Annotated in this window: 30 protein-coding genes; 7 read left to right on the plus strand and 23 right to left on the minus strand. The window is 46.1% G+C overall.

Annotation, left to right across the window (positions count from 1 at the left end; genetic code table 11):
• Positions 1-62 precede the first annotated feature (62 nt).
• On the minus strand, positions 63-1,184 hold the full coding sequence (locus KNO79_RS08805; RefSeq protein ID WP_074037384.1) for an N-acetyldiaminopimelate deacetylase: 1,122 nt from the start codon (positions 1,182-1,184) through the stop codon (positions 63-65).
• On the minus strand, positions 1,184-2,059 hold the full coding sequence (locus KNO79_RS08810) for a transcriptional regulator CcpC (protein WP_074037386.1): 876 nt from the start codon (positions 2,057-2,059) through the stop codon (positions 1,184-1,186). The genes KNO79_RS08805 and KNO79_RS08810 overlap by 1 nt, the downstream gene beginning before the upstream one ends.
• A 108-nt stretch (positions 2,060-2,167) precedes the next feature.
• Between KNO79_RS08810 and KNO79_RS08815 the strand changes: the two genes are divergently transcribed.
• A complete protein-coding gene (locus KNO79_RS08815) occupies positions 2,168-2,554 on the plus strand; it encodes a disulfide bond formation protein B (protein ID WP_159562030.1) in 387 nt (128 codons plus the stop codon).
• 42 nt (positions 2,555-2,596) lie between these two features.
• On the opposite strand, the gene nadE is transcribed toward KNO79_RS08815, so the two are convergent.
• The 8 genes from nadE to KNO79_RS08855 form a co-directional block, all read right to left on the minus strand.
• The gene (nadE, locus tag KNO79_RS08820) at positions 2,597-3,412 is read right to left on the minus strand and encodes an ammonia-dependent NAD(+) synthetase (RefSeq protein WP_074037388.1); all 816 of its coding nucleotides are present in this window, start codon (positions 3,410-3,412) and stop codon (positions 2,597-2,599) included.
• Positions 3,413-3,522: 110 nt separating this feature from the next.
• Positions 3,523-4,323 (minus strand): BsuPI-related putative proteinase inhibitor, encoded by an 801-nt coding sequence (locus KNO79_RS08825; RefSeq protein WP_214691104.1) that lies wholly within the window; start codon positions 4,321-4,323, stop codon positions 3,523-3,525.
• Positions 4,324-4,421: 98 nt separating this feature from the next.
• Positions 4,422-4,616: a hypothetical protein gene (locus KNO79_RS08830; protein WP_074037391.1), complete on the minus strand. Its 195-nt coding sequence runs from the start codon at positions 4,614-4,616 to the stop codon at positions 4,422-4,424.
• A 245-nt stretch (positions 4,617-4,861) separates the two neighbouring features.
• Positions 4,862-5,953, minus strand: a complete 1,092-nt coding sequence (locus tag KNO79_RS08835) for a virulence factor (protein WP_074037949.1) — start codon at positions 5,951-5,953, stop codon at positions 4,862-4,864.
• A gap of 84 nt (positions 5,954-6,037) precedes the next feature.
• Positions 6,038-6,277 carry a hypothetical protein gene (locus tag KNO79_RS08840; RefSeq protein ID WP_015881242.1) on the minus strand — a complete coding sequence of 80 codons (240 nt, stop codon included), beginning with the start codon at positions 6,275-6,277 and terminating at the stop codon, positions 6,038-6,040.
• Between the two features lie 68 nt (positions 6,278-6,345).
• Positions 6,346-6,906, minus strand: coding sequence for an NADPH-dependent FMN reductase (locus KNO79_RS08845; RefSeq protein ID WP_159562028.1), 561 nt, complete (start codon positions 6,904-6,906; stop codon positions 6,346-6,348).
• Positions 6,893-7,612 (minus strand): alpha/beta fold hydrolase, encoded by a 720-nt coding sequence (locus tag KNO79_RS08850; protein WP_214691105.1) that lies wholly within the window; start codon positions 7,610-7,612, stop codon positions 6,893-6,895. Before KNO79_RS08850 ends, KNO79_RS08845 begins: the two co-directional genes overlap by 14 nt.
• Positions 7,609-8,184: a GNAT family N-acetyltransferase gene (locus KNO79_RS08855; RefSeq protein ID WP_015881239.1), complete on the minus strand. Its 576-nt coding sequence runs from the start codon at positions 8,182-8,184 to the stop codon at positions 7,609-7,611. The genes KNO79_RS08850 and KNO79_RS08855 overlap by 4 nt, the downstream gene beginning before the upstream one ends.
• Positions 8,185-8,333: 149 nt before the next feature.
• Here KNO79_RS08855 and KNO79_RS08860 point away from each other — a divergent pair, with 149 nt between their 5' ends.
• Positions 8,334-9,065 (plus strand): hypothetical protein, encoded by a 732-nt coding sequence (locus KNO79_RS08860; protein ID WP_074037395.1) that lies wholly within the window; start codon positions 8,334-8,336, stop codon positions 9,063-9,065.
• A gap of 272 nt (positions 9,066-9,337) precedes the next feature.
• Entirely contained in the window at positions 9,338-9,625 is a 288-nt protein-coding gene (locus KNO79_RS08865) for a hypothetical protein (protein ID WP_074037396.1), read from the plus strand.
• Positions 9,626-9,673: 48 nt separating this feature from the next.
• Here the strand turns inward: KNO79_RS08865 and KNO79_RS08870 are convergent, their stop codons facing one another.
• The 7 genes from KNO79_RS08870 to KNO79_RS08900 all read right to left on the minus strand — a co-directional run bounded on the left by KNO79_RS08870 (position 9,674) and on the right by KNO79_RS08900 (position 15,263).
• Positions 9,674-10,936 carry a PTS ascorbate transporter subunit IIC gene (locus KNO79_RS08870; RefSeq protein ID WP_074037398.1) on the minus strand — a complete coding sequence of 421 codons (1,263 nt, stop codon included), beginning with the start codon at positions 10,934-10,936 and terminating at the stop codon, positions 9,674-9,676.
• 32 nt (positions 10,937-10,968) lie between these two features.
• Positions 10,969-11,235: a PTS sugar transporter subunit IIB gene (locus KNO79_RS08875; RefSeq protein WP_074037399.1), complete on the minus strand. Its 267-nt coding sequence runs from the start codon at positions 11,233-11,235 to the stop codon at positions 10,969-10,971.
• On the minus strand, positions 11,235-13,256 hold the full coding sequence (locus KNO79_RS08880) for a BglG family transcription antiterminator (protein WP_214691106.1): 2,022 nt from the start codon (positions 13,254-13,256) through the stop codon (positions 11,235-11,237). The genes KNO79_RS08875 and KNO79_RS08880 overlap by 1 nt, the downstream gene beginning before the upstream one ends.
• A gap of 157 nt (positions 13,257-13,413) precedes the next feature.
• Positions 13,414-13,605, minus strand: coding sequence for a hypothetical protein (locus KNO79_RS08885; protein ID WP_074037402.1), 192 nt, complete (start codon positions 13,603-13,605; stop codon positions 13,414-13,416).
• Positions 13,598-14,134, minus strand: coding sequence for a hypothetical protein (locus KNO79_RS08890; protein ID WP_214691107.1), 537 nt, complete (start codon positions 14,132-14,134; stop codon positions 13,598-13,600). Before KNO79_RS08890 ends, KNO79_RS08885 begins: the two co-directional genes overlap by 8 nt.
• A complete protein-coding gene (locus tag KNO79_RS08895; RefSeq protein WP_074037404.1) occupies positions 14,131-14,718 on the minus strand; it encodes a phosphatase PAP2 family protein in 588 nt (195 codons plus the stop codon). The genes KNO79_RS08890 and KNO79_RS08895 overlap by 4 nt, the downstream gene beginning before the upstream one ends.
• Positions 14,718-15,263, minus strand: a complete 546-nt coding sequence (locus KNO79_RS08900) for a phosphatidylglycerophosphatase A family protein (protein WP_015881233.1) — start codon at positions 15,261-15,263, stop codon at positions 14,718-14,720. Before KNO79_RS08900 ends, KNO79_RS08895 begins: the two co-directional genes overlap by 1 nt.
• A 175-nt stretch (positions 15,264-15,438) precedes the next feature.
• Here KNO79_RS08900 and KNO79_RS08905 point away from each other — a divergent pair, with 175 nt between their 5' ends.
• Positions 15,439-15,948 (plus strand): YjcG family protein, encoded by a 510-nt coding sequence (locus KNO79_RS08905; protein WP_015881232.1) that lies wholly within the window; start codon positions 15,439-15,441, stop codon positions 15,946-15,948.
• A 2-nt stretch (positions 15,949-15,950) separates the two neighbouring features.
• On the opposite strand, the gene KNO79_RS08910 is transcribed toward KNO79_RS08905, so the two are convergent.
• Together KNO79_RS08910 and fabI are read right to left on the minus strand one after the other, a co-directional pair.
• Entirely contained in the window at positions 15,951-16,139 is a 189-nt protein-coding gene (locus KNO79_RS08910) for a hypothetical protein (protein ID WP_015881231.1), read from the minus strand.
• Positions 16,140-16,222: 83 nt separating this feature from the next.
• Positions 16,223-16,996, minus strand: a complete 774-nt coding sequence (gene fabI, locus KNO79_RS08915) for an enoyl-ACP reductase FabI (protein WP_074037406.1) — start codon at positions 16,994-16,996, stop codon at positions 16,223-16,225.
• Positions 16,997-17,145: 149 nt separating this feature from the next.
• On the opposite strand from fabI, the gene KNO79_RS08920 reads away from it, so the two are divergent.
• Entirely contained in the window at positions 17,146-18,312 is a 1,167-nt protein-coding gene (locus KNO79_RS08920; protein WP_031421494.1) for an FtsW/RodA/SpoVE family cell cycle protein, read from the plus strand.
• Positions 18,313-18,347: 35 nt separating this feature from the next.
• On the opposite strand, the gene KNO79_RS08925 is transcribed toward KNO79_RS08920, so the two are convergent.
• Genes KNO79_RS08925 through yjbM form a run of 3 tightly spaced genes read right to left on the minus strand, consistent with a single transcriptional unit; the run spans position 18,348 to position 20,669 of the window.
• The gene (locus KNO79_RS08925) at positions 18,348-19,211 is read right to left on the minus strand and encodes an RluA family pseudouridine synthase (protein ID WP_214691108.1); all 864 of its coding nucleotides are present in this window, start codon (positions 19,209-19,211) and stop codon (positions 18,348-18,350) included.
• A 3-nt stretch (positions 19,212-19,214) separates the two neighbouring features.
• The gene (locus KNO79_RS08930; protein WP_196430470.1) at positions 19,215-20,012 is read right to left on the minus strand and encodes an NAD kinase; all 798 of its coding nucleotides are present in this window, start codon (positions 20,010-20,012) and stop codon (positions 19,215-19,217) included.
• A gap of 12 nt (positions 20,013-20,024) precedes the next feature.
• Positions 20,025-20,669: a GTP diphosphokinase gene (gene yjbM / locus KNO79_RS08935; protein WP_214684573.1), complete on the minus strand. Its 645-nt coding sequence runs from the start codon at positions 20,667-20,669 to the stop codon at positions 20,025-20,027.
• A 109-nt stretch (positions 20,670-20,778) separates the two neighbouring features.
• Between yjbM and KNO79_RS08940 the strand changes: the two genes are divergently transcribed.
• Entirely contained in the window at positions 20,779-21,360 is a 582-nt protein-coding gene (locus KNO79_RS08940; protein WP_074037412.1) for a CYTH domain-containing protein, read from the plus strand.
• Positions 21,361-21,446: 86 nt separating this feature from the next.
• The gene (locus KNO79_RS08945) at positions 21,447-22,220 is read left to right on the plus strand and encodes a DsbA family protein (protein WP_074037413.1); all 774 of its coding nucleotides are present in this window, start codon (positions 21,447-21,449) and stop codon (positions 22,218-22,220) included.
• Between the two features lie 204 nt (positions 22,221-22,424).
• Here KNO79_RS08945 and pepF read toward each other — a convergent pair whose 3' ends face one another.
• On the minus strand, positions 22,425-24,227 hold the full coding sequence (gene pepF, locus KNO79_RS08950) for an oligoendopeptidase F (RefSeq protein WP_214691109.1): 1,803 nt from the start codon (positions 24,225-24,227) through the stop codon (positions 22,425-22,427).
• Positions 24,228-24,235 lie beyond the last annotated feature (8 nt).

Consider the following 24,235-nt stretch of genomic DNA (forward strand, 5'->3'; position numbering starts at 1 on the left):
TTCACCCTCGTTCACTCCTTTTCGGGCACACTAAAAGCGGACTCAATCGAGACCGCTTCGTGTTATTGAATCATGACATTACGGAAGTAGTGGTCGAATAAATCGATGGCTACTTCAATCGAACGTTCATCCGGGTTGAGTGTCGATTGATGAAGTCCTGATCCCATATCGTTTACGCCTAACCAAACCATGAATCCAGGGACCTGTTTCAACATATATCCAAAATCTTCACCCGTCATGGCAGGGACACACGTTTTATAAGAATAGCCGACCTCTTCCACCGCTTCCTCGAATTGATAGAGGTAACGTTCGTCATTGACGACCTCGTGATAGCGATTACCAAATTCAAGGTCAATCTGAACGTTATACGTCATCTCGACACCGGCAATGATTTGACGAATCCGGCTTTCAAGCACGACCATTTCTTTGTCGGACAATGCACGGACCGTCCCATCCAATTTGGCCGTATCAGCGATGATATTTTCTTTCGTTCCTGCTGCGACTTTTCCGATACTGACGACCGCACTTCCCATCGGGTCAATGTTCCGTGACACAATCGTTTGCAGTTGCATGATGAGGGCGGCCTGAACGATAACAGCGTCAATCCCTGCGTGAGGGAAAGCACCATGCCCCCCTTTTCCATGAATGGTGATATGAAGCTCTCGCGCACTCGCAAACAACACGCCCGGTCTTGAAGCGACCATGCCGACAGGATATTCAGGCGCGACATGCAAGCCGAACAGTGCATCCGGCCGGAAGTGATAGAACAATTCTGATTTCGCCATCGGTTCGGCTCCTCCCGGGCCCTCTTCGGCCGGTTGGAAAAAGACGACAAGGTGATGGTTAAGCGGTTCCTCGACCGCTCGTTTAATTAACCCAAGCGCGATCGACATGTGCACATCATGTCCGCATGCATGCATCATTCCTTCGTGAATCGATGCGAATTCTAGCCCCGTCTCTTCCGTGATGGGCAGTCCATCCATATCAGCTCGATATCCAATCGTCTTCTCACCGACGAGACCATCTACCCGGACGAAAAGACCTGTTCGCCAGTGTGTGATGTGAACACGTGGTGAATCGAGCGATCGAATCAATTGCTCAAGTGTCGCTTGTGTTTTGAACTCTTCATATCCGGCTTCCGGAATTAAATGCAGCTGTCTTCTCGCTTCAATTGCCCAATTCATCATTCAGTCTCCTTCGTAATTTCTTCAACGATCTTCCAAAACGCTTGAACTTGCGCCAACTCCAACATCGATTCTGTCGAAAGCATCCATGTGTCCCGTACGAGTGGCACACCACCCGACGACGTCAATGGAATCTTATTCATCTCATTCACATCTTTGATGGTCGATTCAGGGAGAATCGCGAACCCGATTCCGTGTAACGCCATCTGTTTGCATGTCTCGATTTGATCGACGACCAGCGTCGTCAGAGGTGGACTCGAAAACCGTTCCTGCCACCACTCTAATATTTCCTGGTAATAAGTCGAGTCACTCTTGAATTGAATAAACGAGCGCTCATTGTTTTTTAGTTGGGAGAGGTCGGTCATTTTTAGATCGACCAAATGCAAGGAATCGGAGAACAACTTCATCCGTTCTCCTCGCCAATCAGGATTCCCTCGAATGATTCCGATATGAAAATTCTCTTCGAGCATATAACGCATCATTTCGCTCGACCATCCGGTGACCAATTTGACACGGACAGACGGATAGCGTTCAACGAACGTCTTCAATACCTTGGGTAACCAATATTGTCCCATGATAGAGGCGACGGCAATTTTCAACGTCCCGTACACTTCCCCTTGGTTGGCAGTCAGTTCACCCCTCAGTTCTTGTTCTTCGCTGTACATCTTTTTGGCGAACTCGATGATTTTCTCCCCATCTGGCGTCAATGCGAGCCCTCTTGTGGAGCGAACGAAAATCTTCTTTCCCCACTGATGTTCGATGGTCACGAGCCGTTGACTGAGCGCTGGTTGTGAGACAAACAACCGCTCGGCTGCTTTCCGCATATTCAATTCTTCCGCAAGAATAATTAACACTTCTACTTCCGAAACTTGCATCACGTCACCTGTTTCTCTATCGTTTGAAAGATTGTATACTGAATAAGTATTTGTTTCAATGTATCATATCATGTTTAATCATCAATTTGATTGTTAGGAGGAAATCTGATGCAACGTCATCATTTCGCCTTTATCGTTGCGACCGTCGCGACGCTCGGCAGCCTTTATTTTTCAGAGATCATGCTCTTTTTACCTTGTAAGTTGTGTTGGTTCCAACGCATCTTTATGTATCCACTAGCCATCTACTACTTGACTATCATGTTGACTGCACGAGACGTCAACCGCTTGTTCGTAGGGATTATGGCCGGTGCCGGATGGTGTATCAGTCTGTATCACGTTATTTTAGAACGTATCCCGAACGGTGAAGCCTTCTGTACGAACGACTGCCTGATTCGTTGGGTCAACTATTTTGGATTCGTCACCATCCCACTCCTCAGTTTTATCGCCTTTACCTGCATCCTGATCGTTCAGTTCGTACCGCTTAAGAAAGCGTAAGACAACAAAGGAGAAGCTGTCTCGAGACAGCTCCTCCTTTTTTCATTGCCACCATTCGTCGTACAACGAGGCAGGCATGTGATGCTTGTGGCGTGAACGTTTAAAAATTGTCTCGATTCGCTCGGCGATTGTTGGGTCGATTGTCTTCCCTTCCAAATAGTCGTCCAGCTGATCATACGTCATACCGAGTGCGACTTCGTCAGGAAGTCCAGGGCGACCATCTTCAAGGTCAGCCGTCGGCACCTTATAAATCACACGCTCATGCGCTTCAAGTTCATGGAGAAGTGCTTTCCCTTGACGTTTGTTCAAACCGGTCAACGGTGTGAGGTCACAAGCTCCGTCACCGTGTTTTGTATAAAATCCTGTCACATATTCCGCAGCATGATCCGTTCCGACCACAAGGGCACCGAATGTTGCCGCGATATCGTATTGTGCCTTCATCCGCTCACGTGCCTTCGTATTCCCTTTATGGAAGTCACTCAATTCGAGACCCGTTGCACGGTTAAACGCTTCAACCGATGCGTCAACAGCAGGCTTAATGTTGACAGTGAACGATTTGTCCGGACGAATGAACTCAAGCGCAAGTTGCGCGTCATGCTCATCGTGTTGCTCACCATATGGCAATCTGATCGCATAAAATGTATACTCGCCACCCGTTTCTTCACGAAGCTCTTCCATGGCGAGTTGACATAGCTTTCCGGCAAGGCTTGAGTCTTGCCCACCTGAGATACCTAGGACGAGTCCTTTCGCACCGGCTCGTTTCACATATGCTTTCAAAAAGTCGATGCGTTGACGAATTTCTTCTTTCGGGTTGATGGTCGGTTTGACATGTGTTGATTCAATGATATGTTGTTGCATGGATTGCCCTCCCACTATGCTCTCATTTTGTTTTATTGTCTGATAATCCTTATACCCCGTCAACTAGCGTCTCAAAAAGAAAGACGGAAACAACAGTTTCCGCCATGGCTTTATTGAACTTTAAATGATGTGACCTCTCCACCGATTGGTGTCATTTCTAAGAACAACGGTTGATCTTTCGCCGGTGCTTCATCGAGCAATACCCCAAACGTGAAGCCACCGCCGGTCACTTCGGCTGCGCCTTGAGCGTAAATATTGTGTCCGTCTGACACAGACCACTCGAACTCGACTTCATCCGTATACCCGCTCACTTGAATCATCGTGTCATTCAAATCAATTTGTACATCGCGGAACGCACCGTCCGATTGCGGCTCTGTTGCTGGTGTTTCTTCCGGTGTTTCTGATGTACCTTCATCCGGAGTTTCTGTTGCAGCAGATTCAACCGTGAACGTCGTCTCATCTGTCACAGCAATTTCAGGTGCCCCATCAACTTGACCGAGCCCAATCACTTCGACCGAATATTCGCCAGCCTCTAATTCATCTAACAGGAAGACCTCATCGAAGATCTTTTGTTCATCCGCTGCCCACTTTTCTTCGATAATCGATTCCGTGAACATAAATTCGCTACCATAATCAAACACGATTTTGTCACCTTGTTTGATAATCAACTGATAGCGCTGTGACGTATTGAATGTCACATCCACGGCTTCCTCATTTGGGTTCGTCATTTTGATTGTTGCTGATAATGCTTGGGCTACTGAATCGTATGCCATTTCCGTGTCGAGCGTCAATGGAGCCGGTGGTTCAGACGAATCACTGTTTACTTGACTCGGTTTCGCCTCTTCTTTCCCACATCCCGCTACGACTAATAAGATTGCCGTCACTACGGCGAGCAACCAAGTTTTCTTCATGGATCCCACTCTCCTCAACAAAATAAAAAACGTCTATAGCACTAGTGTATACAATGTGCAGACGTTTGTAATGATTTCCCTTATATTATTTACCTTTTTTACGAAACTTTAGTTTGTTCCATGTATTGTTGCCAACCGGTCATGAACAATGAATCTGCGATATCGAGATCAGACCGGACTTGAGCCGTGACAGAGAACGTCTCACTGTGCATCGATTCAAACGTGACGACCATCGTTTCTCCTACTACTTCCTTATAAGCTACAAGTTCAGGCGTTTCTGCAAACAATATCATAAGTATGGCTCCTTTGTTCATCTGTGATAAATCTAGTGTACCAATCTGAAACCAAGATATATGTCCTATCGTTCGACAGCATAACAATGACATTTTACCTATTGTCGAAACGTTTACATCAAATGTTAGTCAATTGGGGAAATGTGCATGTGTTTTTGTGAAAAAAAGGAGCAATCCGCAATGCAGATGCTCCTCTTTACCTTAAATTGTAAATCAAAATGATTCGACACATGTCGAACGAAACCTCATTTCGAGCGGTTCGAAATTTGTTGCCATACCGTCCCGAGTGCTGTCTCGCCGCTCGTGATCCGCTCTTTCGCAAGTCGCGCTTGTAAAGAGACCTCGAACTCGCGATCTTCCTCCGCGATTGACAAGGCAGGTACAGCCCGTTCATCTCCACAATCGAATAAGAAACGAGCCGCTCGCCAACGTACGAGTTTGTTTTTATCTTTCAGCGCCTCAATCATTGAAGGTTGTGACTGAGGTAATGCCCAATCGGAGACCGTATCCCCAGCTGTTCGTCGCACAATAGGAGAAGCGTCCACTAAAGCTTGTTCAATATATGTGACATATTCCTCACGTCGTTCTTCAAACATCCCGATCATGACGACCGCTTGTCGACGAATTGCCATCACGGAATCTTCCAAGGCACGACGGAAATAGGGCATATTCTCATGATGGATTTCGAGTTCATCCAGGAATGCCATCCGATCTTTCCAATTTTCCGACTGCAAATGGTTCGCGTTTGCCTCAAAATCTGCTTCACGACCAAACGCACGGGCCACGATCCGTTCGATGCGCTCTTCAGGATACGCCGCTTCCAATTCTTCTTGCGCGATGACACTGACTTCATCCAATTCACCATAGCGTGGGGCTTGCTCTACCCAACGACGGTCTTGAATGACATTCTTCACTTGTGCTTGAACTTCCATCGCTGCATCGACAAATCGTTTCGACAGCCCGATTCGTTTTTCTTCGTCCCCTTTGACGAGTTTTAATTGCATCGGTACATCGAGCACGAACTGGACGGATACATGGACTGGTTCATAGTCCGTATCCATCTTTGTGGATTCGACTTCCTCAACTTGTTCCCCGAACGCCCGTCGGATTTCATTCATGACGTCATGCCAATCATGTTTCGGATGTCGCTCGACAGCGAGAAAATCAGACACGGCGTAAACGGATTTGACGCCTCGAAGCCCAATGATTTCTTGAATGATGGCTGGGGCATCCGTACTCGCTTTATCGTACGTTATGCCTCTCCCTTCGAACGGAGGGTCCACAATGATTTTCAAGTTATTCGGACTTGGTGTCGGTTCGATTGCTACTAGTTTCATCCTCATCACCTCACTTTTCATCGTGACGAAAATGACAAAAAAACGCAAGCGAGTCGCTTGCGTTCGATCAATCCTCTATTTTACTTAAAACAACGCGATAAACTGTTGGAGTGAATACGTCGTCCCATCCACAGTAAATGTGTCGTCCTCTGAAATCGGTTCAAGGAAGAAACGTTTTTCACCATCTTCTTTCACGTAACCAAAAATATGATTGGATTGATAGAACAATTCAACAATCGTCATTCGTCCAAATGTCATCCCATCGTTCATTACCGCCCGATCACCTAATTCGCCGCCATTGTACAGTTCGATGTAAGTTTCCATTTTGGTGTCGCTCCTCTTGTGTTTGTTTTCACAATTCCTTTCTATCAAACAACATGAGCGACTTCAAGTTAATTTTTTGTGTTACGCTTCCAAAATTCTATCCATTTACGATATTCCGATAATGTTTTGTTAATTTGATTAATCGACTTCTCATCGTGCAACCCACTATCATCAATCTTTTCTTTACAATGCGTGATGAAAATTTCATTTCCCGGTAAAACATTTGCACGATTTGTGGCAAATACTTGTCGGAGATGGATTTGGCATCTGGCGGTTCCAAGTATGCCAGGCGAGGCCCCGGCGATCATGACCGGTTTATCCCGAAGTGGCGTCCCTGGCTCGAGCGAAAGCCAGTCGATCGCATTCTTTAGGACGCCCGGGATGCTATGGTTATATTCGGGGGTGACAATCAATAATCCATCAGCTTCCCGAACGACTTGCTTCAAAGTAGCCACAACCTCTGGTTCATCTGGATCAATCAAATCATCATTGAACAGTGGAAGTTCGATGGAGACGACTTCAATGTCGAAATCATCTTGAGCCAGTTCAATGATCGAATGCAAAAGAGCGGTATTAAAAGATTTCTTTCTAAGACTTCCTGACATAGCGATTAACTTATACTTTTCCATGATCCACCTCCTGCATCCATTCGTTCATGATTTTTGCTTCTTCTTCAGGGGACTCCATCATCCCCATATGACTGAACGGAACGATTGCTTTAGTATGTCGTGACGCACCTAAAAACGCCCGCTCCTCATTCATATTCGGGTCTTTTGAGCCGTAAATGAATAGGCCGGGGAGGTGAGTCGTTTCGACGGTGTCCACTTCGTCTTCACGATCCCGGATCGCCTGTTGCGCGCTCACGATTCCCTCGACCGTCATCTCATATCCGATTGCAATCGCTTGTTGAACGAGCGCCGGGTCGGAATCACTTGAGAAGACATTTGGAATCATTCCGTCAATAAACGGCTCGACCCCTTCTTCGATGACTTGATGAATGGCACCGTTTCGCTTCTCCCGCGCCGCTTCTATATCCGCGGCAGCCGTCGAGTGAATCAATACAAATCCTGATATTTCTGTTCCATAGCGACGCACGAGGTTAGTCGTCACGTAGCCTCCGAAAGAATGCCCACATACAAGGGGACGCTCAAGGCCTCGAAGACGAATTTCTTCGATGACCCAGTCCGCAAAATGATCCATCGTTTCCGGCCCCACGTCCGTCCCAGCATGACCGGGTAATGTGAGCGTGTGGACTTCGGCATTCAATAACGGTTCCAATTGTTCAAAGTACTTTGGAGAACCGCACAACCCATGTAACAATACGAGTGCTTTCATATCATCGAGTGCTCCTTTTCTTCCCATTCTGTTTTGAGTAGCCGATACATAGTCAAATCCATGAATCGACCATGGCTATATGCATAATCTTGTAGAAGTCCCTCTTCAATAAATCCCAATTTTTGAACGAGTCGATTCGACCCTTCATTCCCTGGTGCGACCAACGCAGAGATTCGATGAAACTTGAATTCTTCAAAACCGTATTGAATGACAGCTGAAGCGGCTTCGAAAGCCACCCCTTGTCTCCAATAGTGAGGGGAAACCTCAAACCCGATTTCGGCGCGATAATATTGGGGCGTCCAATTATGGAATCCAATCGTTCCAACCAATTCATTCGTCATCCGATCGCATATCGCCCAGCGAATGGCCTTCCCTTGCTGAAATTGATCTTTAAAGTAAGCGATCACGTTCTTCGCCTCATAGACGGCAAGCAACGGGTCCGACCCATAATATCGCATCACTTCCTCAGTGGATAGAATGGTATATAGTGCTCTAGCATCACGCGGTTCTAGCTCTCGCAGGATAAACCGGGGCGTAGCGAGCTCAGGAAAACTCCGTTTTAATCCCCACATGTGGAACCCGCCTTTCCTATTCGTTTCCTCAATTATACTTCTATTTTCCCAAATGTATCGAACTCAACCCTCTGGTACCGTCTCAAGATGGCGGAAAGCATGTGTTTTTGCTACTATAATCGTAGTATGTCAAACTGAGGGGATACCATATGTCAAAACAACTCTTTTATTTGAAGCAAGACCGGGACGTCCAACGCTTCACACTCCATGGTGTGACGTTGGCGGATGTAACAGAAGCGCTTTCCGTGACGAGACCGATGATTATTTGTCGAACGGATATCAAAGGGATGAGACAATCCTCGAGGTCGCGTTTTCGTTATATTGAAGCGCATGAACTATCTTCGTTCTCGTCTAAGTATTTGAATAACCAAACAACATTCACAGCGATCGATTTTCCGGACTACAACACGCTCGAAACTCTGTCCGATCATGAAATTGCAGAAATCTTGTTTTTAAGTCATATGGAACGCGGAATCAAGAAGCCGTTCTTGGATTCGCTCGATAATGAGATTGTGTTCTTCAATGAAGCAAACGATCGACATAGCAGTCTTTATATTCGCGATTGGTCGACAATCAATCGTTTCGTTCAAAACATGTTGCAAAGTAAACTTGATCGTGATATTCGTAACATCAGTTTTGTTCCGATTCCACTTCCTGTCATTGATGAATTACTCGAGTTGGCACCTCAAGGTCTGATCATCGATTTCGATCATACGAAACGCAGTTTGTTCAATCGCCAAATCGTCATCTCATTCTATGTAGCGGGTCGCTATGAAGACATGTCCGTTCTTGAAGAGGACTTCGATGCGAAGAAAGAATCCATCGCCTTAAAAGGACAGTTGTTGTATCGCCGTCGTACATGGCAGATTGAGCGATTATAAGGTCATACATGTAGCCAATAGATGCGAACCTCTGAAAACGGGGTTCTTTTTTGTTATTTTCAGACCGATTGTTTCAACCTTATTCCTATGCTAGACAGGGTTGAACGCTATTCTTAAAAATTGATAACAAATTGTCTTAATTTTTTGTTAAATTAACACTTTTCTTTTTCGAACGAGGCGTTATACTAGGAATAACCTTCTGGAGGAATGGAAGGCAATATAGAGAAAGCGAGGTGAAAATCTATTCATCACGCGATGGATAGATACACGAAATGGAACAACTGAAAGTACAAGGAGTCTCATCGTTCACCAAGTTTGCGACGAATGGAAAAATGCTGAAACTTAAAGATGCTCACGCAGGAGAACAGCGCATTTCACTACAGGATGCGACGGATATTCAAGTCTCTCTGCTCGACGAAGACCATTCGCGCTTCACTATATTTGGTCACGCTCACCCTTTGGTGGAGCTGATCCTTCCTCACAATTCTTGTGAAGTCCTCTATGCTTGGTTACTACACAAGATGAAACGACAAAAAATCAAACTCGCTTCGAACGCGTAAAAAAATGAGGTCTTGTCTCCATATGGGAGAAAGACCTCATTTTTCACATTATGAGAACAATGAAACGAGCCAACTGACTAGAATGCCCACAATAGCAAAGTCAGAGTCTCCAAACGTCGTACTTTCAAAACCTAAGTTCCCTAATAGCGGAAGTAACAAAGCCGGTAAGAAACTAATCAGAATTCCGTTAGCAATCGATCCAAGAATCGCTCCTCGACGTCCACCCGTAGCGTTCCCGAATACTCCCGCTGTCGCTCCTGTAAAGAAGTGAGGTACGAGACCCGGGACGATGACCGCCAAACCAAACAACGGTAATAGAAACATCGAAAATAATCCAGCGGCAAAACTTGCAAGAAATCCAATAATGACAGCGTTTGGTGCAAACGGGAAAACTGTCGGACAATCGAGCGCAGGTTTTGCGTTCGGAACCATCTTATCAGCAATCCCTTTAAAGGCAGGTACGATTTCGGCAATCAACATGCGAACCCCCGCAAGTACGATATACACGCCCGCTGCAAAAGTAATGGCTTGGATGATAGAGAAGACGATATAGTTCGACCCATCTGATAATTCTGTCTCAATGAACGCAGGACCGGCAAAGATTGCGACGACCACGAAGAGTAAGGTCATCGTCAACGAAACTGCTACCGACGTATCACGTAAAAAACCAAGTTGTTTCGGTACTTGAATCTGCTCGGTTGAATGCTCTTTGTTTCCCGCATATTTTCCGATTGTCCCTGAAACAAAGTATCCGAGTGACCCGAAATGTCCAACTGCAAAATCGTCAGAGCCAGTAATTTGACGTACAAAAGGTTGAAGGAGTGCCGGGAATAAGACCATACAGAGTCCTAGCAATACCGATCCGACGATGATCAATAACGTACCATCGAGTCCTGATACGGATAAAATTGCTGCTAGTAAGCTTGCCATAAATAACGTATGGTGACCTGTCAAGAAGATGTATTTAAATGGCGTGATACGTGCGAGCACGATATTCATAACCATACCGAACACCATGATCATTGCCGTTTCGACACCAAACGCATCTTGCGCAACCGCAACGATCGCTTCGTTGTTCGGAATGACCCCTCGGATACTGAACGCTTCGTCGAACATCTGTCCGAATATGTCGAGTGCCGCAATGATGACGCCGGCACCCGCCCCGATAATCACAAACCCCATGATTGTCTTCAATGTACCAGAGACGATTGAAGCAATATCTTTCTTCTGTAGAACGAGCCCAATCAAAGCGAACAGTCCAACCAATATGGCAGGTGTCCCCAATATATCTCGCATAATCAAATCAAGCATGAGCGTTCCCCCCTAATAAAATTTCATCTATCTTAAACTTTTCCATCTAGTTTTGATTTAATTTCTTCAATATTCATCACGTTCTCGAGTGCGACGATTTCTTTTGAACCATCATCTAACGTTCCGATGATATCCTGAGCTCCGAGATAAATATCTGCTGGTTCAGTTCGTGCCGTCGCCAGGTCTGTATGAGAGACATCCGCCTCTTTCCCCATTTGTTCGAGTGCTTTTTTTACGTTCAATTCCATGATAAAGCTCGAGCCTAATCCATTACCGCATACCACTAAAATCTTTTTCATTATTCTTCCTCCTCTGAATAGCGATTGAGTACCTCAACAATATCGTCTACTGTGTCTGCTTCTAAAAGAAGTGACACGTCCTGTTCATTTCCTAATAGCTCGGTCAACTGTGCAAGGGCTTTTAAATGAGTCGTTTGATCGATTGCCGCTAGGACAAAGAAAGCACGAACCGGTTTCTCTCCAGGAAAGAATACAGGTTTTGTTAACTTCAGCACACTCATCCCAAGGTGATTTACACCATCTTCCGGTCTCGCATGAGGGATTGCAATTTGTGGCATGAGCACGATATACGGACCATGTTCTATGACGTTCTCAATCATCGTCTCAACATAACGAGATTCGATTGTTCCATTATCAACAAGTGGTTTGGCCGCGAGACGAATGGACTCCTGCCAATCCGATACTTGATCGTCAAGTTGGATTTCTTTTTTTGTTACGAGTTGATTTAGCACGGGTTGTCCCCCTTTCCATTCATCTTTCATCGGTTCATCTTGTAGCAGATGTTTCAATTCTTTTCTTAGTTGCGCTTCTTGATGGATTGTTGCATATTTCTTCACCACTTCGAGAATATCTGCGACTTCCATTCGGGCGACGCTCCCATTTGCGATGAAGCGCTGTTGGATTTGGCGCTTTAAGGCAAGCTGTTCTAGCCTTGTCGGTAGTGTCGGAACAAGTGTCACGTGTGCTTGTTGTTGAACCACTAGCGGCAATGGCACCGTCGTAAAAATCAAATCGACAAGCGGTGCAAACTCCAAGACATCCCGTTGCGAAATTGGTGGCAGAAATACAAAGTCAGGAAATTGATTTTTCAAAATGTGATCGAGCATATGCGAAACGCTAATCCCGCTTGGACATACGACAATCGCTTTCATTTTTTCATCTAGATGTTGCCCCTGTTGATGAAGATGGGCCGCAAAATGAAGAGTGAAATACATGACTTCTGAACTTGGAATTTTCGTCTGAATTTGGTCTCGAATCGGGTCGAGAGAGCGGTCGACAATTACATTTAGTACACGGTGCTCCTTCATCACATATCGTTCCAATTCATCTGACGGCATAATTTCGGTATGGACACGATTGAGCGTCGCTTTCGCATGGAGGACTAGTTTTTCACATAACGCTTCGCGTTCGATTACACGTGTACAACTCAAACCTTCAAAGCGCTCAATCACCTCAATCATGATAGACGCAAGATTTTGCTGTACCAGCTCATCCATTTCTTCCGACACTTTTGAACCACCTTGAATTAACATCATCAATGTCTCCCACAGCTGTGGAACATCTTCAAAATTGTCTCGGATTGATGCATCGACTTTTTCTGTCAACCAGGAATCGTCATCTTGAACATATGCGTCAGGTGATAACCTAGACCCAATCATCAGAAAATATGCTAATTTTTCACGATGGCTTTCGACAAACTGAAACTGATTCAAGTTTTCAAAATGTTCAATCTGTCCGATCCGTTCCATAAACTCAACTTGCCAAGAATCGAAACATAAATCGAGTAATTGAGCGAACGTTGACTTCTCAAGCAATTGTTCAATTGTTCGGTACACGTATAATGCGACCGTTTGGAGATGACCGTTGAACCGATATCCTTCTTTCCTCGTATAAGAAAAATCAATCCCGAATTGGGCCGCCTGCTTTTTAACGGTGTTCAAACTTTCTTGGACCGTATACTTGGAAACATCTAATAGGTGCTGAAAATGAAAACTGGATAGAAATTCGACTTGGGTCATCGCGAATAGCGTGATGACAAGCTCTCGTTCTTCTTCTGACCAGACTAATTCGGCGCGCTCGACTTGCTCGATTAGCGCCTCTGTCACGGTCAATTCTATTTTTGTTCCGTCCATCTTCAAATTCGATAGTCCGTTTCCGACGAGCCATTCTTGTATACGTTCCAATTCATATTCGACTGTCCGTCGAGAATATGGAAGCATCATCGTCAAGGTGTCTAGTGTCATTTGCTTTTCATGCAAGATGACATTTAAGATTCGTTTACTTTTTTCATTCAGTTGCATAGTAGAGGCCTCCTACACCTGTAGTATAAAACGAAATCAATCACAAAATGTAAGCGGTTACGACTGACTTTTGGGAACTTCGCCCACAAACTTCTGTCTCTTCATGAATGCATAAAAAAGAGACGAGTGAATCTTTATATTCATTCGTCTCTTGCCATTATGAATTCGCAGTGACCGGGTTTCTGCGATAAATCGTCACGCCACCATGCTTGGCCTCTCCTACTACTTGAAAGAGCCAGCCTTTCTCAATCAAAATGGTTCGAACGGATAAAAAATCTTCGCGTGGCACGTTCACTTCATCCACTTGTTCGTCCAATAATTGTTGAAATGTCATTTCCCAATCAGTCATGTTGATTCTCCTTACGTAAGTCTTCATCATGCATCCATTCAAATAGACGACGTCCTGATTCTAAGCGGTCCGCCTTATCCAACAATGCTGTCGGGACGATCCGCGTCGCCTCAATCGACTCATCTCCGGCAAAAACGACTGATTCATTCGTCATCTGTTCAATATACTGAAGCGCGAACAATAAAATCGATTTTTCTGTTTCCAATCCGCTTTCCCGTATCACAACATCAAATGACTCATCTCGTTTATTGTCCACTAGTAACGTCCGCCCCCCGTCGAGTAGAGCCAACGACGGCACAGCATCGACATGAAAAACTTCATATGAACGATAGGTGTGCTCATCACACAGTAAAAGGGGAACAAAACGACGTCGACCCGTCCATTTCTTTAACTGGAACAAAATTTTCATCGAGGTGAACCATGTCGCCCCTTCTCTATCTTTTTCCACTAATATCGTGGGAACTGATGCATCATCAGCTTCTTTCTTTTGAACGAATAACCATTTTGCTACATCTACCACAACGATCAAACCGTTCTCCTCCTTATGATCCATTCAGACAATGCAATCATCGTCAACGCAACGAGCCAACCGCCAAGCACATCACTAAAGTAATGAACGTTTAAGATGACTCGGCTGAGCGAGACCGCAAGGACGAGGCACAAGAGAATGAAGATGACGACTCTCGACTGTTTCTTTCGATACAGTACATAAGCTGTCAATCCATATAGTGCAAGCGATCCTGAGGCATGTCCGCTCGGAAAACTGTATGTCGTTGCATCGAGTGATGCATCAATGAGCGGTCGGTCGATTCCGTAGACGAGCTTCAGCACTTGAGTAAACAGAAGTGTCCCGATTCCGACGAGCGCTAGGCGCCACGCTTCGATACGGTCCCCACGCCAATACCAGAACAACAATCCTAATATGGAGAGTCCCACAATGACTTGTGCACTCCCGAGCTCTGTCACGTAGGCAAACACTCGATCCGGTAGCGGCTGTAACCATTCATATACGAATGTGTTCATCGGATCGACCGCCCCTAAAACGACAAACACCGACACGATCACATATGCGACCGTCCCGGTGATGACCACCATCTGCGGTGTCCACTTCATCAATACAACCCTTTTCTTTCACGCATCTCTTCTTCTCCGAAATCGACCATATCTCGTAACCGGTGCGCCAATCGTCCTGAAGCGTTGGCAGCGATGGCACCGACGAGATCGTCCATGAACGTATGCACTTGCCCATCATCCATCTTCGTGTCGAGTTGTTTGATGATACCGATTTTTGCCTTGTCTAAGTATCCGAAAGTCGTAACGGCAATCGAACCATATGTGTTGACGGCACCGATCGCAATCGTCTCGTCCACTCCAAATAAACCTTCGTCTGAGGCGATAATCGACAGAAGCGGTTCAGATAATTGCCCTTTTTCAGCCAACATATCGAGCTCTGATCCCACGAGAATCGCATGTTGTAGTTCACGTTTATCAAGAACCGCCTCGACAGAATCCATACAATCTTTTAGAGAAAGATGCGGCGAATAGGGTGCCTGCATCTGGTATACGATTTCAGCAATCGATTCAATTGTGACCCCGCGTTCGAGCAAACGAGCACGAGCCGCTTCTCGGACATCACGTGAGTGTGGTACGTGTTTCATAATAGGCGCAGGATCGAAATCCCGCTTCACATCCCTTCGTTCAGAGAGTCATCGTCTCTCTATATGATATAACCATTATACTGAAAAATTGAAAAAAGACGAACCCTGCTTTGACTTCCCACATTAAATCGGTCATCATTAACATGTAGGTTAAACGATTAAAGGGGGAAGAGGAATGAAGATTGGGGTAGTCTTATTTCCGTCTAAACAAGTGCAAGATTTTGCGAACTCTTATCGAAAACGCTATGACACAAAATATGCGTTGATTTCACCTCACGTGACCATTAAAGAGCGGACAGAGGTGTCAGAAGAAGACTTGCCGAAAGTACTCGAGTACTTGCAACAAGTTGCGGATTCGACTAAACCGATTCAGTTGAAAGTCGATGGCGTCCGGTCTTTCGCACCGACGAACAATGTCTTGTATTTAAAAGTGTTACCGACACGTGATTTGTCGACTCTTCAGCAACGACTGCATGAAGGTGTGCTCAACCAAACACCGAAATATGAATTCTTGCCGCACATCACGATTGGTCAAGATTTGACCGATGCCGAGCTGTTCGACGTCCTCGAACGTATGCGTATGGAGCAGGTTCATTTCGAAGAGACGATCACTCGCATGGCCGTCATGTATGAACTCGAAAATGAAACATGGAACGTCTATGAGACGTTCCGTTTCCGAGGCTAACCTTATATGCTCCGGTCGACATAGCGACCGGGGTTTTTTTCTTGCTCTTCTTCAAGCCATTCTTCACGTCGTGGTCGGATTCGTTGGACACGTTTGATTCGTGTCACCGGTTCGATGCTTGCTCGACCTGATGGCTGGACTTGTCGGTTGACGTATTGTACGACAGTAAAATCAATCTGATAGGGACCCATGATCTGACCTCCTTCATAGGTCCTTACCCGATTTATTCACGAGGTAATACAAAAATGGCGCATCACTGCGCCATTCCCCAAACTTATAAAATATGGTATCCGCTATCTACGTGAATGACTTCGCCGGTCACGCCACTTCCCATCCCCGAGAGGAGGAAGAGGCCTGTCGAAGCTACTTCTTCCGCCGAAACGTTTCGACGCAATGGCGCCTTCTGTTCAAGCTCAGAAAGGATACTGTTGAAATCACCAACCCCTTTGGCTGACAATGTACGAATCGGCCCCGCCGAGATAGCATTGACACGCACACCATGTGGACCGTATTCGTTCGCCAAATACTTGACGCTCGAATCAAGTGCCGCTTTGGCGACACCCATCAAGTTGTAGTTCGGAACGACACGCTCGCCGCCGAGGTAAGTGAGTGTGATCACCGAGGCGTCTTGTGCGAAGTAAGGCTTCGCCGCTTTCACAACTGCCGTCAAACTATATGCTGAAATGTCTAATGCCTGCGCGAACTGACCACGTGTCATTTCTGAGAACTCACCGCGCAATGCTTCTTTGTCAGCAAATGCGATCGAATGCGCGATTCCTTGAATCTCGCCAGCTTGTTCGTGAATCGAACGGAATGTTGAATCAATCGCTTCGTCATTCGTCACATCACACTCAAGTAGAATCGCTTCTTGTTTCAACTCACTCGCGAGTGACTCGAGACCCGATTTGAATCGTTCTGCCGCATACGTTAACACGAGCTTCGCCCCTGCCTCATCAAGCGTTTTGGCAATCGCCCATGCAATCGAGCGCTTGTTGGCAATCCCCATGACGACGTACGTTTTATTCGTTAATGTTGGATAAATTGACATCATAAACTCCCCTTTTTAGTACCTGGTGATAATATCTGTTCTCAGATTACAGAAAGGTTTCTGTTTTGTCAACCGACTCGTTACGTATTGCGATTTTTTTAAGTTGCGGTAAGATAAAATACGTATAGAAAGGGTGATTCGACTCCATTATGAACCGTATACAATCATATTTTAAAAGTTTAGATACGACACTGTTGACCATCGTCTTCCTATTGATGATCATCAGTCTCGGTGCAATCTATACCGCTCAACCGATGTTGCCAACGCGACTTCAACATATCAACTTCGCTCTTGAACAAGGCATTCGTTATGTCATCGGCTTTTTTGCAATGTTCGCGATCATGACGATTGAATATGAGCAACTCCGGAAAATCCATTGGTACTTATACGCATTCGGTCTACTTCTGCTCGTCGGTCTGATTCCGTTACGTGACACGTCGCTCGTACCGAACATCAACGGGGCGTATGGTTGGTATAACGTGCCTGGGTTCAGTTTCCAGCCAGCCGAATTCATGAAGCTCTTTTTATTGATTTCTATGTCGACCATCGTCTATGAGCACAATAAACGTTACGGATCGTCACAACTCGATACATGGCTCCTCGTGAAACTGGTACTAGTCGCCATCCCGCCGCTCGGGCTGATTGTGACACAACCGGACTTAGGGACCGGGCTCGTTCTGATGACGATGCTCGGCGCCATCATCATTGTCTCGGGAATCGGTTGGAAGTGGCTTCTTGGTCTCTTCAGCGCTGCGGCTTTGACCATCGGCACATTCATGTATCTGTTCTTTGCCCATTTCGAAGTCTTACAAGCATTCGTACCTGGACACGCCCTCAACCGCTTCCAGGCCTGGATTTATCCTTACGAATATTCAGATGATCTGGCATTCCAATTAATCAAATCGCTACAGGCGATTGGTTCTGGACAGATGTTCGGAGCAGGATACGGCCAGGGTCTCGTCTATTTACCGGAATCTCAAACGGACTTCATATTTGCTGTTATCGCAGAACACTATGGGTTCATTGGCGCAGCTCTCGTGATCATCGTCTTCTTCTTATTCCTCTATCGGATGATTCACATTGCGTTAGAGTCTAGTAGCGCGTTCGGAAGTTATATCGTCACCGGTGTCATCGCCATGTTCACGTTCCAAGTGTTCCAAAACATCGGTATGACAATCGGTGTCTTGCCGATCACTGGACTTACCCTCCCGTTCGTCAGTTACGGGGGAACAGGGATTATCATGAACATGATTGCCATCGGTCTCGTCATGAACGTGGCTTCTAAATCAAAAACCTATATGTTTGATGATGATTGACAAAATCCCTCAAGGTTTTACCTTGAGGGATTTCTTTATACAGTTCGAAAATCTTCCGGAATTGGCGCATCAATCTGAATCTCATCCCCTGTCATCGGATGAATGAATCGCGCAGACGCGCTGTGAAGGGCGTGACGGGGCATACGAGTCGTCCCCCCATACATGGAGTCCCCAATGAGCGGATGACCGATATGGCGCAAATGCACGCGAATTTGATGGGTCCGTCCCGTCTCGAGTCGAATCGTCAATAACGAGCCGCTCTCAAATGGCTGACATGCGAGGATATGCGTGATGGCGTGTTGTCCCTCAGTTGTCACGACTCGCTCCATAATCGAATTCTCGGCACGCCCGATCGGTGCTTCAATCGTTTGTGGTGTCACTTCTTCTTCGACCAATGCCTTGTACGTACGCACCAATCCATTCGCTTTCTGAAGTTCACTAAATCGATGATGAATAAATCCATACTTTGCAAACAAGACGACACCGCTCGTGTCGCGATCGAGCCGATTGATCACGTGAATCGCAGATGACAGACCGATGCGTTGATAATAGCCGAGTACAGCGTTCGCAAGTGTATCGGTCGGATGTAGTCGTGATGGAATCGTGGCAATCCCTGCCGGTTTATCGACCGCCAACAGCGTATCATCTTCATACAGAATTCGAATAGGCCGATCTGAGGCGACCATATCGAGTGAAGGGGCTTCAAGCGGGAATCGCACCATCACTTCATCTCCTGGTTCAAGTTCATGTCTTACGGTGCGGTGCACGCCATTCACTTCAATATCCCCTTCATGCTTCACGAGCGTGAGCATCTTTCGAGAAATCCCCATATCTTGCATTAAAAAGTCGCGAAGTGGGACGGCTTTCTCCACAACGCGACGAATCGTAAACCCTTGCATTCGTTACTTTCCTTCCTCGATGAACGATTCGCGAACTCGGCGCCAGAATGGGAAGGGCCGGAAGCGAGCGAACGTCACTTTTTCTTTTGCGACCGCACATCGAATCGAGACGACATCCGACCAGGACAACGCTTCTTGATGGTCAAACGCCAATTCAAATTCGGTTTTCGTGTGCGGTTTGATTTTCACTTGATGGTGTTTTGGTAAGAGAAGCGGTGCACCGATCGTTCGATACACTAGGTTGTTGATTGAAGCCATCTCAGTCACTTGAATGGCTTCAATCGATGGGTGAACGATTGCTCCACCGAGTGCCTTATTGTAGGCGGTCGAACCCGATGGTGTCGAAATACATAATCCATCTCCACGGAACGTTTCAAAGTAGTCGTCTCGAATCGATAAATCACAGACGAGCGTTCGCTTGTAGTTCTTAATCGTGCAATCATTCATCGCCAGTCGACGATCAGTCTCCCCGTCCTCATAGTCAATGAGCACCTCAACGAGCGGATAGGAGACCGGCTCGAACGATTCGCTCGTGATCATCTCGGTCAATTCATCCAACTCATCCGGTTGCCAATCGGCATAAAAGCCGAGATGCCCGGTATGAATCCCGACAAGTAGCGTTTCATCGAGTCGGTCGATGTATTTATGAAACGCCTGTAACATCGTCCCGTCCCCTCCGACCGATACTACGATTCGGGGCTGTTCAGATAATGTATGCCCGGCGGCTTGAAGTTTTTGAGTCAGTTCCTCGGCGATCTCCGCTGATCGCGTATCTCCCCTCGATACAATCGCAAACTGCATATCGGTTTCCCCCTAGTCTTCGTCCGTTTTCACGTTCATCTCTTTATCCCGAAACACCTGCTGGGCGTCCTGAATTTCAACGCGGAGTTGGCTCATCTCGGCATCGAGTAAAAAGGCCGCCTCGGCTGCGCGTCTCAATCGTTCCTGCACTTCAAGAGGCATGTCACCATCATATTTATAATTCAATGAGTGCTCAATCGTGGCCCAGAAATTCATCGCAAGCGTGCGGATTTGCACTTCAACGAGCGTAGGGATTTCACCTTGAATCGTCTGAACCGGGTACTCGATGATGACATGATACGATCGATAGCCCGAGTCTTTCTGATGGGTAATGTAATTGCGTTCTTCCACTATTTTAAAATCTGTTCGACGATGTAGCAAATCCAAGACGTGAACGATATCATCGACAAATTGACACATGATTCGTAATCCCGCTATATCCTGCATATCCGTCGCCAATTCATGGTCAGCGATATTTTTTCGTTTCGCTTTCTCGAGAATGCTCCCGACCGGCTTCACTCGACCTGTGACAAATTCAATCGGAGAATGGTCATTTTGGGACTTGAATTGCTTTCGAACGGCTTTCAATTTGACTTTCAACTCGTCTACCGCGATTTGATACGGTACTAAAAACTGATCCCAGTTCATTGATTGCATACGCTGTCACCACTTTCGTTCTTTTCCGGAAAAAACGCGTCCTTTCCGTATGTATCCGTTTGTATGGTATCATAAACGAACAATTGTTCATAGAATGGAGCGATGATTCATGACCCAAGAAGTGGAAATTGAATTTAAATCAATGTTGACGAAAGACGAGTATGAGACACTCCTACGTGCCTATCAGCTTGATGACCAAGTTCGTTGGCAGGCGAATGATTATTTCGACACCCCTTCCTTTCAGCTAAAAGCGAACGGGGCAGCACTTCGCATTCGCGAGAAGAAACATGGTCAAGTGCTGACGTTAAAGCAACCCAACGAGGTCGGCTTACTTGAGACACACGCCACAATTACAGAAGATGAGGCTGAGGATTTGTTTAAGTATGGAATCATTCATGACGAGCAAATGAAGCAGGCATTGGCTCCGTTTCAGCTAAATGCACCGCTTGAGCATCTCGGTCGACTCGAGACGAACCGGGCAGAGCTCCAGACAGAAGACGGTCTCCTCGTTTTGGACGAAAGCCATTATTTGGAGACGACCGACTATGAAATAGAATTTGAAGTGACGAATGAAGAAGAGGGAAAACGTGCGTTCGAAGGACTTCTTGAAAAACATGGTCTCCCCTATCGTCCCGCTAAAAATAAAATCGTCCGATTCATGGAATTAAAAATAAGTCGGTTGGAAGGTTGAGCAGATACATTGCCAACCTTTTTTTTTCGTTGCTACAATGAGTTTACAAAGTTAAATGAGTTTTTTGACGAGAGGAGGCGACACAAATGGAACTTGAACAATGTAATGGGTCATCCTGTTCACTGGAAGAAACTCCTATTCAAGTAACGTATAAGCCATTGGAGTTATTCTATTTCATGGACATCTCAAGTCCTGAGAACTTTCATGTGATGACACTGATCAAAAAGTTAGAGATTGAATACGGACACGTGATTCGTTTTCGAATGGTCTCTACCGTTCCTAGCTGTGTTGGCGGATGTCAGGAAGAAGTTCGCCTTCTCACCATGATCAAAGCGCTGGAATTACAAGGGAAACGTCATGCGATGCGCTTCTTGCGTCATTTGCATGTGAATGATCTATTCTCTGGTGAACAACTTGGTTCAATCGATTTATGGGAAATCGCACGTTCTTTCGAAGAGTATGGCCTTGATTTAAGTGAACTCGAAGCCGATCTTCAATCGAACCAGCTCTTGAATGCACTAGCTGTCGACCATCAAGTGTTGAAAGATTGGGAGATTGAGTTATTGCCCGCACTCACATTCGTGACGCGCGATGAAGCATTGAAGATTGAAGGGGTTTATCCGTACGACGTCTATCAATCGGTCATGACTGAATTGTTAGGTTATGCACCGAGCCGTTCGACCGATTGGGATGTAGCCAAAGTGTTGGCACGCTATGATGCGTCGACCATAACAGAGCTATCGTACATTCTAGACTTGGATAAGACGGTGATTGAACGCGAATTGAAGAAACTCTCCCTACAACAGCGTTGCCGTCCTGTGCCAGGATGTAGCGGTGAAGCGTGGGCTCAAACGAAATAAAAAAGAACCCCATGGCCGGGGAGCCATGGGGTTTTTGACGTCTCAAGCGGGGACAAGAGACATCGAACCTTGAGGCCCGGGGAAGGCCTACAAGATGGGAGAAAGTTTACGGTCAATAAAGGGGTTTGTGATTGATTTCACACTTATAATATACCTAGTGCAGAATCATCTGACAACCTCTTTGTGCATATTGTCACATATTGTTCACGAGAACAATAATGATTCCATTTCATCAAGAACCGCTTCGAACTGATCGAGCGCTTTTAATACCGGCTCCTTCGTCGTCATATCGACGCCAGCCGCCTTCAACACCTCGATCGGATAGTCACTAGAACCCGCCTTCAAGAAGTTATCGATATAACGACGCACGGCTGGCTCCCCTTCTTCCATGATCTGTTGTGACAGTGCAGCAGATGCCGAAATCCCTGTCGCATATTGATAGACGTAGTAGTTGTAATAGAAGTGCGGGATGCGCGCCCACTCATATGAAATCTCTTCATCGATGACAATCTCGTCTCCGAAGTAACGTTTGTTCAACTCGAGGTATGTTTCATTTAAGTACTCCGGAGTGAGCGATACGCCTTCTTGAGCAGCTTGATGAATCATGTGTTCGAATTCAGCGAACATCGTTTGACGGAACAATGTTCCACGGAACGTTTCAAGCTGATTGTTCAACAAGTAGAGACGTTCTTCTTTCGCTGTTCTCGTTTTCAACAAATGGTCATTCAACAAAGCTTCGTTCGTCGTCGATGCCACTTCTGCAACGAAGATCGAGTAATCGCCATACGGATATGGTTGCGATGCGCGCGTGTAATGACTATGCACCGAGTGTCCGAACTCGTGTGCGAGCGTGAACAAGTTGTTGACGTTATCTTGCCAGTTCATCAGGATGAACGGTTGCGTATCGTATGCTCCCGAGGAGTAAGCACCGCTACGCTTACCGCGTGTCTCTCGAACGTCGACCCAACGCGAATCGAGACCGTCTTTGACGATTTGGACGTACTCTTCTCCGAGTGGTGCCAAACCATCTACCATCCATTGTTTCGCTTCTTCATACGATACTTTCATTTCGACATCTTTGACGAGTGGTGTGTAGAGGTCATACATATGCAACTCATCTAAGCCGAGCGCTCGCTTACGCAACGCGACATAACGATGTAACAAGTCGAGTCGTTCGTTTACAGCTTCTACAAGCCCGTCGTATACAGACTCCGGAATCGCATTATGATGGAGCGCGGACTGTCTTGCACTTTCAAACTTACGGACAGTCGCATAGAAGTTATCTTTCTTCACACTTCCTGACAATGTTGAGGCGAACGTATTCAAATATTGCGCGTACGTCCCGTACATCGCTTTAAATGCCCCTTCGCGAACGCTTCGGTCAGCCGATTCAAGGAACGTGATATATCGACCGTGCGTCAACTCAACTTCTTCCCCTTTTTCATTTTTCACTTTCGGGAATTTTAAATCTGCGTTGTTGAGCATACCGAACGTCGAGCTCGATTGACCGAGCACATCTCCGGCTTGTGCCAAAATCGATTCTTCCGCCTCCGTCAACACGTGTGGACGCTCTAGTGCCAACTCATCGAATGCATGACGATAAACGCGAAGTGACTCATTCTGCTCCATGAAGGTTTCAATCTGATTCTCATCAATCGAGAGCAACTCAGGTGTCATAAACGCGAGTTGTGCTGAAACTTGAGACGCAAGTGAGCCGGCACGATCATTCAATGCTTGATAATGGCTATTCGCCGTGTCTTCGTCATAGCGCATATGAGCATACGTATATAGCTTATGTAACTGACGTGAGAGATCGTCCCGAAGTTGCAACGCTTCGTGCAACGTTTCCACCGACTCCCCAAGGCGTCCTTTAAATCCAATCAATGCCGGCACTTTCTCTTTTAACGCTTGAAAATCCGATTCCCAAGCCTCGTCATTGCTGTAGATGGTTTCTAAGTTCCATGTTTCTTCCACTGGAACTTGCTGTCTAGTCAATACCTCTGACATACGTCCAC

Origin of the sequence: Exiguobacterium sp. s43, assembly GCF_018617255.1 — a bacterium.
GTDB classification, from domain to species: domain Bacteria; phylum Bacillota; class Bacilli; order Exiguobacteriales; family Exiguobacteriaceae; genus Exiguobacterium; species Exiguobacterium profundum.